Below are 12319 nucleotides of genomic sequence, written 5' to 3'. Positions count from 1 at the left end.
GCAATTCAGATCCACCGGCGACCACTCCCGTTTCAGGCCGCACTTGAACGCTACCGCAACCGTGGTCCGTTCGGTTCCCTTTTTTGCCGATGAACGGACTTTGCAACACCGGCATCGGAGCTATACTGTTCGTGCGTCCTCTGCCGTGTTTGACGGCGTGCGCAAACATTCGCCTTGTCCCTTAACGACGACCTCGGGGGCGCGACGATTTCCGGGGGTGCAGGTCCGCCTCGCAGCGGGAAGCCCGATGGAAGCCAAGCGTCCCCACTTGAACCCCGGGTTCAAGGTCGTTTCGCGCGCATCGCCATGGCGGAGGACGTATTTCTTTTTTGCGGCGGGAGCCGTGCAGCAGGTTGGGCCGACCGATCGTCTGACCGCCTCCCCTCGTCCGGTACGGATTCATCCGCACCCGGGGGTTTTCCGATGCGGCCGCGGGCCGCACAATCCGGACATGCCCGTTCCGCTGCCGACCCGATGACCGACGACCGCGCAGCGCTCCGCCGCGAACTGCGCGAGCGCCGTCGTGCGATGCCCGCCGCGGCGCGCATCGCCGCCGCCGAAGCCGTCGCAGGTCGGCTCCAAGCGTTTGCCTGGATGCCGGAGCGCGGCTACGTCGCCGGCTACTGGGCGATGGACGGCGAGATCGCGCTGCACGCCTGGCAGCTGCGACTGCCGAAAGGCGTGATCTATTGCCTGCCGGTCCTCGGCGATGACGAGCTCCTGCGCTTCGCACCCTGGCGCCCCGGCGACCCGCTGGTCACGAACCGGTACGGGATTCCCGAGCCCGACATCAGCCCGTCCTCATTGCTCGAGGCCGATGCCCTGGCGCTCGCGGTCCTGCCCCTGGTCGGCTTCGACTCCGCCGGCAACCGGCTCGGCATGGGCGCGGGCTGGTACGATCGCAGCTTCGCTTTCCGTCGCGAGCGCTCCGCGCCGCCCTGGCTGGTCGGCGCCGCCTTCGCCGCGCAACGCGTCGATGCGCTGTCGGCCGCAGCCTGGGACGTGCCTCTGGACGCGGTCTGCAGCGAAACCGAAACCCTCCTGACCGCTCCCGGCGCATGACGACCCGCAAACGCTACTGGCTGATGAAGTCCGAACCGAACGACTTCTCCATCGACGACCTCGAGCGCGTCGGCACCGAACCCTGGACCGGCGTACGCAACTATCAGGCGCGGAATTTCATGCGCGACAGCATGCAGGTCGGCGACGGCGTGCTGTTCTACCACTCAAATACCGAGGTGCCCGGCATCTACGGCATCGCCGAGGTCGCCGGCGCCCCTCACCCGGATCCCACCCAGTTCAAGAAGAAGTCCAAGTACTTCGACGCGAAAGCCTCGCACGAGGAGCCACGCTGGTTCCTGATCGACGTCGGCTTCGTTCGCAAGCTCGAGCGGCCGATCCCGCTGGAAGAGATCCGCAGCCACGCCGACCGGCTGGGCGAGGATTTCGCGCTGATCCGCAAGGGTTCGCGGCTGTCGGTCCTGCCGGTCACCGCCGCGCAGTGGAAGTATCTGCTCGCGCTCGAATAACGGGAACCGCGCATGTCCGCAAGCAAGCGCCTGGCCGGCGAAAAGGCCATCGATTACGTCGAGGACGGCATGATCGTGGGCGTCGGCACCGGCTCGACGGTCGCCTATTTCATCGACGCGCTGGCCAGGATGCGCGACCGCATCGGCGGCGCGGTCTCCAGTTCCGAGCAGAGCACCCAACACCTGCGCGGTCACGGCATCGACGTCCTGGACCTCAACGCCGTCGGCCCGCTGCCGCTGTATGTCGACGGCGCCGACGAGTGCGACCCGCACAGGCGCCTGATCAAGGGCGGCGGCGCCGCGCTCACCCGCGAGAAGATCATCGCCGAGGCCAGCGAACGCTTCGTCTGCATCGTCGATCCGGCCAAGCAGGTGCCGGTGCTGGGCCGCTTTCCGTTGCCGATCGAGGTGATCCCGATGGCGCGCAGCCTTGCGGCACGCGCGATCCTCGCGGCGACCGGCGGGCAGCCGGTCTGGCGCGAAGGCGTCGTCACCGACAACGGCAACTGGATCTTGGATGTGCACGGCCTGTCGATCACCGATCCGGTGGCGATGGAGCGGGAACTCAACCAGATCCCCGGCGTGGTCGGCGTCGGCCTGTTCGCCCGCCGCCCGGCCGACGTCGTCATCGTCGGCGGCGAGCCGCCACTGGTCCTTTAGGCCCTTCGACACATCAGTTGGTGGAGCGCCGGGGGTCGAACCGGATCGCGGTCGGATGACGGTTGTCAGGGCGCATGATCGTTCTGCGAGGCAAAAGAAAAACCCCGCAGCTTCTGCTGCGGGGTTTTTGGGTAAAGACCCTGGCGATGACCTACTCTCGCATGCTAGATGCACACTACCATCGGCGCGTGCGCGTTTCACTTCCGAGTTCGGAATGGGATCGGGTGGTTCCACGCAGCTATTGTCACCAGGGAGAGGGTGGAGGGTCGCGGTTCACTCCCGATTTCATCGGGAATGATCGCGCTCACGCTCTCATAGGGTAGGACGTAGCGAGGTTTGCTTCGAACGTCGACGCGTCGTCGAGTCCAAGGCCACTTGAGGTTATATGGTCAAGCCACACGGATCATTAGTACTGGTTAGCTCAACACATTGCTGTGCTTACACACCCAGCCTATCAACCACCTAGTCTTGATGGTTCCTTCAGGGGAGTCAAGCTCCCGGGAGATCTCATCTTGAGGCACGCTTCCCGCTTAGATGCTTTCAGCGGTTATCGTTTCCGAACGTAGCTACCCGGCAGTGCCACTGGCGTGACAACCGGAACACCAGGGGTTCGTCCACTCCGGTCCTCTCGTACTAGGAGCAGCCCCTCTCAAATCTCCAACGCCCATGGCAGATAGGGACCGAACTGTCTCACGACGTTCTGAACCCAGCTCGCGTACCACTTTAAATGGCGAACAGCCATACCCTTGGGACCGACTACAGCCCCAGGATGTGATGAGCCGACATCGAGGTGCCAAACACCGCCGTCGATATGAACTCTTGGGCGGTATCAGCCTGTTATCCCCGGAGTACCTTTTATCCGTTGAGCGATGGCCCTTCCATACAGAACCACCGGATCACTAAGACCTACTTTCGTACCTGCTTGATCCGTCGATCTTGCAGTCAAGCACGCTTATGCCTTTGCACACAGTGCGCGATGTCCGACCGCGCTGAGCGTACCTTCGTGCTCCTCCGTTACTCTTTGGGAGGAGACCGCCCCAGTCAAACTACCCACCATACACGGTCCCCGACCCGGATTACGGGCCCAGGTTAGAACGTCAAGCACGACAGGGTGGTATTTCAAGGTTGGCTCCACGCCAGCTAGCGCCAGCGCTTCAAAGCCTCCCACCTATCCTACACAGACGAACTCAACGTTCAGTGTAAAGCTATAGTAAAGGTTCACGGGGTCTTTCCGTCTTGCCACGGGAACGCTGCATCTTCACAGCGATTTCAATTTCACTGAGTCTCGGGTGGAGACAGCGCCGCCATCGTTACGCCATTCGTGCAGGTCGGAACTTACCCGACAAGGAATTTCGCTACCTTAGGACCGTTATAGTTACGGCCGCCGTTTACCGGGGCTTCGATCAAGAGCTTCGCCTTGCGGCTGACCCCATCAATTAACCTTCCGGCACCGGGCAGGCGTCAGACCCTATACGTCCACTTTCGTGTTTGCAGAGTCCTGTGTTTTTGATAAACAGTCGCAGCGGCCTGGTCACTGCGGCCCTCGACAGCTCAGCTGCGCATGCAGCCACCATCAAGGGCGCACCTTCTCCCGAAGTTACGGTGCTATGTTGCCTAGTTCCTTCACCCGAGTTCTCTCAAGCGCCTGAGAATTCTCATCCTGCCCACCTGTGTCGGTTTACGGTACGGTCTGCATAAGCTGAAGCTTAGGGGCTTTTCCTGGAAGCGTGGGATCAGTGACTTCGTCCAATAGGACTCGTCTCGGTGCTCGGTCTTAAAGGGACCCGGATTTGCCTAAGTCCCAAACCTACCTCCTTTCCCCGGGACAACCAACGCCCGGTACACCTACCCTTCTCCGTCCCCCCATCGCACTTATGCGAGGTGCTGGAATATTAACCAGCTTCCCATCGACTACGCATTTCTGCCTCGCCTTAGGGGCCGACTCACCCTGCGCCGATTAACGTTGCGCAAGGAAACCTTAGGCTTTCGGCGTGCGGGCTTTTCACCCGCATTATCGTTACTCATGTCAGCATTCGCACTTCCGATACCTCCAGCAGACTTCTCAATCCACCTTCAACGGCTTACGGAACGCTCCTCTACCGCGCACAAACAAGTTTGTGCACCCCAAGCTTCGGTTTATCGCTTAGCCCCGTTAAATCTTCCGCGCAGACCGACTCGACCAGTGAGCTATTACGCTTTCTTTAAAGGGTGGCTGCTTCTAAGCCAACCTCCTGGCTGTCTGTGCCTTTCCACATCGTTTCCCACTTAGCGATAAATTGGGGACCTTAGCTGTGGGTCTGGGTTGTTTCCCTTTTCACGACGGACGTTAGCACCCGCCGTGTGTCTCCCATGCAGTCTGTCCTGGTATTCGGAGTTTGCCATGGTTTGGTAAGTCACGATGACCCCCTAGCCATAACAGTGCTCTACCCCCAGGAAGATTCACATGAGGCGCTACCTAAATAGCTTTCGAGGAGAACCAGCTATCTCCGGGTTCGATTAGCTTTTCACTCCTAATCACACCTCATCCCCTACCTTTGCAACGGGAGTGGGTTCGGGCCTCCAGTTGATGTTACTCAACCTTCACCCTGGGCATGACTAGATCACCCGGTTTCGGGTCTACTGCCCGCGACTATGCGCCCTTATCAGACTCGGTTTCCCTTCGCCTCCCCTATACGGTTAAGCTTGCCACGAACAGTAAGTCGCTGACCCATTATACAAAAGGTACGCAGTCACTCCGAAGAGCTCCTACTGCTTGTACGCACACGGTTTCAGGGTCTATTTCACTCCCCTCGCCGGGGTTCTTTTCGCCTTTCCCTCACGGTACTGGTTCACTATCGGTCGGTCAGGAGTATTTAGCCTTGGAGGATGGTCCCCCCATGTTCAGACAGGGTTTCACGTGCCCCGCCCTACTCACTTTTCATCGAAATGGCCCTTTCGCATACAGGGCTGTCACCTTCTATGGCCAGTCTTTCCAGACTGTTTTGCTAGAACCAAATCGACTTTTGGGCTGCTCCCCGTTCGCTCGTCGCTACTTAGGGAATCTCGGTTGATTTCTTTTCCTACGGTTACTTAGATATTTCAGTTCACCGCGTTCGCCTCGTACAGCTATGTATTCACTGCACGATACCTCTTGCGAGGTGGGTTTCCCCATTCGGACATTGCCGGATCAAAGCTTGTTGCCAGCTCCCCGACACTTTTCGCAGGCTGCCACGTCCTTCATCGCCTCTGACCGCCAAGGCATCCACCGTGTGCGCTTATTCGCTTGACCATATAACCCCAAGTCGCCTCAGGGTCATAGATTCGTCGCGAACACAACGAACTACAACTTCAAATAAAGATGTCTCTCGACATCTCGCCTTAGCCTCTACGACACGTCTGGACATTCGTCTCAAACGCTTCGCTACATCCCAATTTTCAAAGATCACGCACCGGCCTCAACGCCGTCGCGATTCAATTCTTGTGTGTGTGCAGGTTCATCCAGTATCTCGATGGTGGGTCTGGGAGGACTCGAACCACCGACCTCACCCTTATCAGGGGTGCGCTCTAACCACCTGAGCTACAGACCCGAAGATGCTTTTCCCTCAAGTCCGGTCAGCGATGACCGGGATCTCGCGAGGGATCCGCATGACTGGTGGAGCGTGGTGGAGCCAGTCGGGATCGAACCGACGACCCCCTGCTTGCAAAGCAGGTGCTCTCCCAGCTGAGCTATGGCCCCAAGAGGGACGCCCCCTCGACGAACATGCCGAGGCATGCTTGCCGGGAACTACTGGATGCAGGTCACTTGTGCGGACGCCTGGACAGGCAATGCCGTCCGGTTCTCTAAAGGAGGTGATCCAGCCGCACCTTCCGATACGGCTACCTTGTTACGACTTCACCCCAGTCATCTGCCACACCGTGGCAAGCGCCCTCCTTGCGGTTAGGCTACCTGCTTCTGGTGCAACAAACTCCCATGGTGTGACGGGCGGTGTGTACAAGGCCCGGGAACGTATTCACCGCAGCAATGCTGATCTGCGATTACTAGCGATTCCGACTTCACGGAGTCGAGTTGCAGACTCCGATCCGGACTGAGAGAAGGTTTCTGGGATTGGCTTGCCCTCGCGGGTTTGCAGCCCTCTGTCCTTCCCATTGTAGTACGTGTGTAGCCCTGGCCGTAAGGGCCATGATGACTTGACGTCATCCCCACCTTCCTCCGGTTTGTCACCGGCGGTCTCCTTAGAGTTCCCACCATTACGTGCTGGCAACTAAGGACAAGGGTTGCGCTCGTTGCGGGACTTAACCCAACATCTCACGACACGAGCTGACGACAGCCATGCAGCACCTGTGTCACGGTTCCCGAAGGCACCAATCCATCTCTGGAAAGTTCCGTGCATGTCAAGGCCAGGTAAGGTTCTTCGCGTTGCATCGAATTAAACCACATACTCCACCGCTTGTGCGGGCCCCCGTCAATTCCTTTGAGTTTCAGTCTTGCGACCGTACTCCCCAGGCGGCGAACTTAACGCGTTAGCTTCGATACTGAGTGCCTAGTTGCACCCAACATCCAGTTCGCATCGTTTAGGGCGTGGACTACCAGGGTATCTAATCCTGTTTGCTCCCCACGCTTTCGTGCCTCAGTGTCAGTACTGGTCCAGGTGGCCGCCTTCGCCACGGATGTTCCTCCCGATCTCTACGCATTTCACTGCTACACCGGGAATTCCGCCACCCTCTACCGTACTCTAGCCCGCCAGTATCCAATGCAATTCCCAGGTTGAGCCCAGGGCTTTCACATCAGACTTAACGAACCACCTACGCACGCTTTACGCCCAGTAATTCCGAGTAACGCTTGCACCCTTCGTATTACCGCGGCTGCTGGCACGAAGTTAGCCGGTGCTTATTCTTTGGGTACCGTCAGAACAACCGGGTATTAGCCGATTGCTTTTCTTTCCCAACAAAAGGGCTTTACAACCCGAAGGCCTTCTTCACCCACGCGGCATGGCTGGATCAGGCTTGCGCCCATTGTCCAATATTCCCCACTGCTGCCTCCCGTAGGAGTCTGGACCGTGTCTCAGTTCCAGTGTGGCTGATCATCCTCTCAGACCAGCTACGGATCGTCGCCTTGGTGGGCCTTTACCCCGCCAACTAGCTAATCCGACATCGGCTCATCCAATCGCGCAAGGTCCGAAGATCCCCTGCTTTCACCCGAAGGTCGTATGCGGTATTAGCTTGGGTTTCCCCAAGTTATCCCCCACGACTGGGCAGATTCCGATGTATTACTCACCCGTTCGCCACTCGCCGCCAGAGGAGCAAGCTCCTCCGCGCTGCCGTTCGACTTGCATGTGTTAGGCCTGCCGCCAGCGTTCACTCTGAGCCAGGATCAAACTCTTCACTTAAGTTTTGCGACTTCGTCCCGAAGGACTCGATCAATTGCTTGAGTGCAGTCGTCGCTCCTGAGCCCCAATTACTCGCTTGCATTTGCATGCATTTGAATTGACTTGTTGCTCTGTTACGAACGTCTGCAAGTTGGATGGTCATCCACCTGCCAGACGCCCGCACAAGTCACCTGCGCACACTGTCAAAGAACTTTCGGAACCGGCCTCAGCGCCGCCTTCCGCAACCCTCGGCTTCCGCCGAGGTGAGCCGCACATTGTAGCGCGACTTTCGCTTTCGTCAACACCTGAATCGGGGTTGGTTCAGCGCTTCCCTCTTCGTTCCGGCCCGTAGGCGTTCCCTCCGAGGGAGCCGCACATTCTAGCGCGGTTTCGGAGAACGTCAACACCTCGCGAGGGTCTTTTTTCTCCGCCCCGCCTGGCCGATCGGCACTGCCGACGCTCCGTGGCGGGGCGCGCATTGTGCACGCGTCGCCGCTCCTTGGGAAGGGGGTTGAAGGGAATTTTTACACTTCCGCTTGACGGACCCGCGGAGCTGGCCGATGGTGCGGCACAGCCTCCTTCTCGCCTCCCGGTGCGCCCATGCGCTTGCTCCGCTGTCTCCCGCTCGTCTGCCTGTTGTTGCTGGCCACCGCCTGCGCGAGCGCCGGCGAAACCTGGGTGGAGCTGGCCGGGGAACGCTATACGGTGGAGATCGCCGACACCGACGAGGAACGCGCCCGCGGACTGATGTTCCGCGATGCGCTCGCCGCCGGCGCCGGGATGCTGTTCATCCATGACCGCGAGGCGCCACAGGCCTACTGGATGAAGAACACGCGGATCCCGCTCGACATCCTCTACTTCGACAACGGCCTGCGCCTGGTCTCGCAGCAGCGCGACGTGCCGCCCTGCGTGAGCGGCGTCGGCTGCCCGCCCTATCCCAGCCGGGCGCCGGCGCGCTACGTGCTGGAGCTGAACGCGGGCGAGGCGGCCCGTCTGGAGCTTCGCGAAGGCGTCGAGTTGCGCCTGGGCCCCGGCATTCCTGCTGCTCGCTGACCGCCGACACTGCCCGGGTTGCGGATCGCCCACCCTCAGCGCAGGCTGGAGATATGGAACGGAACCCTTCACCGCTGCCGGACTGGGACCGACTGGCCGCGCTCGATGACGCATCGATTCCGCTGCTCGGCACCGCGCTGCTGATCGCCCGCGACGAGTATCCGGAACTGGATCCAGGGCTCTACGACGTGCTGCTGCAGCAGCATGTCGCGCATCTGCAACCGAAGATCGAGGCGATCGCGCTGTGGCCGCTGAAGATGCTCGCGATCAACGAGTACCTGTTCGACGAACTGGGCTACACCGGCAATCACGACGAATACTACGATCCGCGCAACAGCTACCTGAACCAGGTCTTCGAGCGCCGCCTCGGAATCCCGATCTCGCTCGCGCTGGTGCAGATGGAAGTCGCCCGGCGCCTGGGCATGCCGCTGGACGGCGTGTCGTTCCCCGGGCATTTCCTGGTGCGGCTGCCGGTGGACGACGGGCTGCTGGTGATGGATCCGTTCAACCGCGGGCGGCCGTTGGACGTCGATGAACTGCGCGAGCGCGCACGGCCGCACGTGGGCGGCAATGCCCTCGACGACCAGGTGCTGCAGCAGATCCTGCACCCGGCCTCGCATCGCGCGATCCTCGGCCGCATGCTGCGCAACCTGCATGGCGTCTACGCCGAATGCGGCGACTGGCCGCGCGCGGTGCGCTGTGCCGACCGCGTGCTCAAGCTGCTGCCGGACGATCCCGAGGCCCTGCGCGACCGCGGCCTGGGTTACCTGCAGCTGGAGCATCGGCACGGCGCGCGGCGGGATCTCGGGCGCTACCTGCTGCTCGCGCCGGACGCGCCGGACGCGCGGACCGTGCGCGAATCGCTGATCGAGGCCAGCGGCGACCCCGCGCGGCTGAACTGAACCGGGGCGCCGCCGCCGAACGCGGCGCAGCGGAGCGACTCCGCCCTACAGCGGCATCATCTCGAAATCGTCCTTGGTGACGCCGCAGTCGGGACAGGTCCAGTCCTCGGGCACGTCCTCCCAGCGCGTCCCCGGCGCGATGCCCTCCTCGGGCAGTCCGGCGGCCTCGTCGTAGATGAAGCCGCAGACGACACACATCCAGGTGCGGTAGGTGGTCTGCGTGGCGGTCTCGTTCATCGGATAATGAAGCTGTGGCGCGGAATTGACCCCTCATTGTCCCACCGGGCGCCGCATTTCGGAACCGACCGCATGAACGAACGCCCCGTCCCGGCACCACGCGGGCTGTACCTGATCACCCCGGACGAGCCGGACACGGCGCGCCTGCTGCAGCGCGTGCGCCCGGTGCTGGGCAGCGCGACCTGGCTGCAGTACCGCAACAAGACCGCCGACGCGGCGCTGCGGCGCGTGCAGGCCGCGGCGCTGCGCGAGCTGTGCGCCGACGCGGGTGTTCCGCTGATCGTCAACGACGATGCCGGCCTGGCCGCCGCCGTCGGCGCTGCCGGCGTGCACCTGGGCGAGGACGACAGCGATCCGGCGGCCGCTCGCGCGCTGCTCGGCGCCGAGGCCATCGTCGGCGTGTCCTGCTATGACGACGCGGCACGGGCCGGGCGCGCCGCGGCCGCCGGGGCCAGCTATGTCGCCTTCGGCGCATTCTTTCCGACCCGCAGCAAGTCCGTGACGCGGCGCGCGACCCCGGCGCTACTGCGCGACGCCGCGGCGCTGGGCCTGCCGCGGGTGGCGATCGGCGGCATCACCCCGGACAATGCCGGCGCCCTGGTCGCGGCCGGCGCCGACCTGCTGGCGGTGATCGGCGCGGTATTCGACGCGTCCGACCCGGCGGCGGCGGCGCGGGCCCTGCAGCGCTGTTTCGCGCCGCGCTGAACGTTCCAGCCGGTCCCGCTTTCCGGCCGCGGCCGCCCCTCCCCTTTCTGCCACTCCGGACAACGCATGAATCACGATCGCTCGCACGCCCTTTTCTCCCGCGCCCGCACGCTGCTGCCCGGTGGCGTCAATTCGCCGGTGCGCGCGTTCAGGTCGATCGGCGGCGAGCCGTTCTTCGTCGAGCGCGCGGACGGCGCCTGCCTGTTCGACGTCGACGGCAACCGCTACATCGACTACGTCGGCTCGTGGGGGCCGATGATCGCCGGGCATAACCATCCGCAGGTGCGCGCGGCGGTCGAGCGCGCGATCGGCGACGGCTTGTCGTTCGGCGCGCCCTGCGCGGCCGAGGTGACGATGGCCGAAACCATCGTCCGGCTGGTGCCGTCCTGCGAGATGGTGCGCATGGTCAATTCCGGCACCGAGGCGACGCTGTCGGCGATCCGCCTGGCGCGCGGCGCCACCGGCCGCACGCGCATCGTCAAGTTCGAAGGCTGCTACCACGGCCACGGCGATTCGTTCCTGGTCAAGGCCGGCAGCGGCGCGCTGACCTTCGGCGTGCCGGATTCGCCCGGCGTGCCGAAGGCGCTGGCGGATCTCACCCTCACCCTGCCGTACAACGACTTCGAGGCCGCGACGGCCCTGTTCGACGAGGCCGGCGACGACATCGCCGGGCTGATCATCGAGCCGGTGGTCGGCAACGCCAACTGCCTGCCGCCGCGCGATGGTTACCTGCAACATCTGCGCGAACTGTGCAGCCAGCACGGCGCGCTGCTGATCTTCGACGAGGTGATGACCGGGTTCCGGGTGGCGCTGGGCGGCGCCCAGGCACGTTATGGAGTCGCACCGGACCTGACCACCTTCGGCAAGATCATCGGCGGCGGCATGCCGGTCGGCGCCTACGGCGGCCGCCGTGAACTGATGGAGCAGATCTCGCCGGCCGGCCCGATCTACCAGGCCGGCACGCTCAGCGGCAACCCGGTGGCGATGGCGGCGGGGCTGGCGATGCTGGAACTGGTGCAGGCCCCCGGTTTCCATGCGCGGCTGGAAGCGGCAACGTACGTGCTCTGCGACGGACTGGAATCTGCCGCGCACGCCGCCGGCGTGCCGTTCACGACCAATCGCGTCGGCGCGATGTTCGGGCTGTTCTTCACCGAGGCGTCCAGCGTCGACACCTATGCACAGGCGGTGGCCTGCGACGGCGCCGCGTTCAAGCGCTTCTTCCACGCCATGCTCGAACGCGGCGTGTTCCTGGCGCCGTCCGCGTTCGAGGCCGGCTTCATTTCCTCGGCGCACGACGAGACGGCGATCGCGGCAACCATCGCGGCCGCGCGCGAGGCCTTCGCCGTCGTCGCCGGATGAGCGCCACCCCGCTGCCGGCGCTGGTGCTGTTCGACTTCGACGACGTCCTGGCCCGCTATGCGCACGAGGAGCGGATCGCGCACCTGGCGCGCAGCTGCGGCGTCGGCGAACGCCTGGTCGCCGAGGTGCTGTTCGACTCCGGCCTCGAGAGCGACTACGACGGCGGCGGCATCGACACCGCGACTTATCTCGGCCGGCTCGGCGACGGCCTCGGCGCGCCGGTCGACGAGGCCATGTGGATCGCGGCGCGGGTCGCCGGCAGCCGGGTCGACCCGGCGGTGCTCGCCTGGGTGCGGGCGGTCGCGACCCAGGCGCGGATCGGCGTGCTGACCAACAACGGCGTGCTGCTGGCGGAGGTGGCGCGCGTGCTGCTGCCGCCGCTGTTCCCGGGACTAGGGCCTGTTAGCGCTTATGGCGCATGCCGCGCCGGGCCTGCGGGCGTGCGGGGCAAGGAAGAACGAGGGCGCGTATGTCGATACGCAACCGAGTGATGACGCCGCCCTGCGCGTCCGCAGGCCCGGCCCTTCGG

Annotated in this window: 9 protein-coding genes, 2 tRNA genes, 3 rRNA genes and 1 other RNA gene; 9 read left to right on the top strand and 6 right to left on the bottom strand. The window is 63.2% G+C overall.

Features of this window, described 5'->3' with window-relative positions; genetic code table 11:
* Positions 1–134: 134 nt before the first annotated feature.
* The 4 genes from ssrS (at position 135) to rpiA (ending at position 2189) form a co-directional block, all read left to right on the top strand.
* A non-coding RNA gene (gene ssrS / locus AB5T46_RS16395) (6S RNA) lies at positions 135–320 on the top strand.
* A 154-nt stretch (positions 321–474) separates the two neighbouring features.
* Positions 475–1062: a 5-formyltetrahydrofolate cyclo-ligase gene (locus tag AB5T46_RS16390; RefSeq protein WP_370565118.1), complete on the top strand. Its 588-nt coding sequence runs from the start codon at positions 475–477 to the stop codon at positions 1060–1062.
* Positions 1059–1529: an EVE domain-containing protein gene (locus AB5T46_RS16385; RefSeq protein ID WP_370565117.1), complete on the top strand. Its 471-nt coding sequence runs from the start codon at positions 1059–1061 to the stop codon at positions 1527–1529. The genes AB5T46_RS16390 and AB5T46_RS16385 overlap by 4 nt, the downstream gene beginning before the upstream one ends.
* 12 nt (positions 1530–1541) lie before the next feature.
* A complete protein-coding gene (gene rpiA / locus AB5T46_RS16380; protein ID WP_370565116.1) occupies positions 1542–2189 on the top strand; it encodes a ribose-5-phosphate isomerase RpiA in 648 nt (215 codons plus the stop codon).
* 138 nt (positions 2190–2327) lie between these two features.
* Here rpiA and rrf read toward each other — a convergent pair.
* From rrf to AB5T46_RS16355, 5 genes are all read right to left on the bottom strand, one after another.
* A 5S ribosomal RNA gene (rrf, locus tag AB5T46_RS16375) occupies positions 2328–2441 on the bottom strand.
* Between the two features lie 133 nt (positions 2442–2574).
* Positions 2575–5457: ribosomal RNA gene (locus AB5T46_RS16370) — 23S ribosomal RNA — on the bottom strand.
* 221 nt (positions 5458–5678) lie between these two features.
* A tRNA-Ile gene (locus AB5T46_RS16365) sits at positions 5679–5755 on the bottom strand.
* A 73-nt stretch (positions 5756–5828) separates the two neighbouring features.
* Positions 5829–5904 (bottom strand) — tRNA-Ala (locus AB5T46_RS16360).
* A 106-nt stretch (positions 5905–6010) separates the two neighbouring features.
* Positions 6011–7555: ribosomal RNA gene (locus AB5T46_RS16355) — 16S ribosomal RNA — on the bottom strand.
* Together the 16S, 23S and 5S rRNA genes with 2 tRNA genes alongside form the textbook arrangement of a ribosomal RNA operon.
* Before the next feature lie 579 nt (positions 7556–8134).
* Between AB5T46_RS16355 and AB5T46_RS16350 the strand changes: the two genes are divergently transcribed.
* Positions 8135–8587, top strand: coding sequence for a DUF192 domain-containing protein (locus AB5T46_RS16350; RefSeq protein WP_370565115.1), 453 nt, complete (start codon positions 8135–8137; stop codon positions 8585–8587).
* A 53-nt stretch (positions 8588–8640) separates the two neighbouring features.
* Positions 8641–9489, top strand: coding sequence for a SirB1 family protein (locus tag AB5T46_RS16345; protein ID WP_370565114.1), 849 nt, complete (start codon positions 8641–8643; stop codon positions 9487–9489).
* Between the two features lie 45 nt (positions 9490–9534).
* Here the strand turns inward: AB5T46_RS16345 and AB5T46_RS16340 are convergent, their stop codons facing one another.
* A complete protein-coding gene (locus AB5T46_RS16340; protein ID WP_255516475.1) occupies positions 9535–9726 on the bottom strand; it encodes a rubredoxin in 192 nt (63 codons plus the stop codon).
* 72 nt (positions 9727–9798) lie between these two features.
* Here AB5T46_RS16340 and thiE point away from each other — a divergent pair, with 72 nt between their 5' ends.
* From thiE to AB5T46_RS16325, 3 genes are all read left to right on the top strand, one after another.
* On the top strand, positions 9799–10431 hold the full coding sequence (gene thiE, locus AB5T46_RS16335; RefSeq protein WP_370565113.1) for a thiamine phosphate synthase: 633 nt from the start codon (positions 9799–9801) through the stop codon (positions 10429–10431).
* A 66-nt stretch (positions 10432–10497) separates the two neighbouring features.
* On the top strand, positions 10498–11790 hold the full coding sequence (hemL, locus tag AB5T46_RS16330; RefSeq protein ID WP_370565112.1) for a glutamate-1-semialdehyde 2,1-aminomutase: 1293 nt from the start codon (positions 10498–10500) through the stop codon (positions 11788–11790).
* The gene (locus tag AB5T46_RS16325; RefSeq protein WP_370565111.1) at positions 11787–12281 is read left to right on the top strand and encodes an HAD family hydrolase; all 495 of its coding nucleotides are present in this window, start codon (positions 11787–11789) and stop codon (positions 12279–12281) included. Before hemL ends, AB5T46_RS16325 begins: the two co-directional genes overlap by 4 nt.
* Positions 12282–12319: the final 38 nt, after the last annotated feature.

The organism is Luteimonas salinilitoris (assembly GCF_041300785.1).
Classification (GTDB): Bacteria; Pseudomonadota; Gammaproteobacteria; order Xanthomonadales; family Xanthomonadaceae; genus Luteimonas; species Luteimonas salinilitoris.
This window is presented reverse-complemented; position numbering and strand designations above follow the sequence as displayed.

Coding starts and splice junctions, on each gene's coding strand:
- thiE (WP_370565113.1), top strand. CDS start 9,799: ATGAACGAACGCCCCGTCCCGGCACCACGCGGGCTGTACCTGATCACC.
- AB5T46_RS16345 (WP_370565114.1), top strand. CDS start 8,641: ATGGAACGGAACCCTTCACCGCTGCCGGACTGGGACCGACTGGCCGCG.
- AB5T46_RS16390 (WP_370565118.1), top strand. CDS start 475: ATGACCGACGACCGCGCAGCGCTCCGCCGCGAACTGCGCGAGCGCCGT.
- AB5T46_RS16340 (WP_255516475.1), bottom strand. CDS start 9,726: ATGAACGAGACCGCCACGCAGACCACCTACCGCACCTGGATGTGTGTC.
- AB5T46_RS16325 (WP_370565111.1), top strand. CDS start 11,787: ATGAGCGCCACCCCGCTGCCGGCGCTGGTGCTGTTCGACTTCGACGAC.
- AB5T46_RS16350 (WP_370565115.1), top strand. CDS start 8,135: ATGCGCTTGCTCCGCTGTCTCCCGCTCGTCTGCCTGTTGTTGCTGGCC.
- hemL (WP_370565112.1), top strand. CDS start 10,498: ATGAATCACGATCGCTCGCACGCCCTTTTCTCCCGCGCCCGCACGCTG.
- rpiA (WP_370565116.1), top strand. CDS start 1,542: ATGTCCGCAAGCAAGCGCCTGGCCGGCGAAAAGGCCATCGATTACGTC.
- AB5T46_RS16385 (WP_370565117.1), top strand. CDS start 1,059: ATGACGACCCGCAAACGCTACTGGCTGATGAAGTCCGAACCGAACGAC.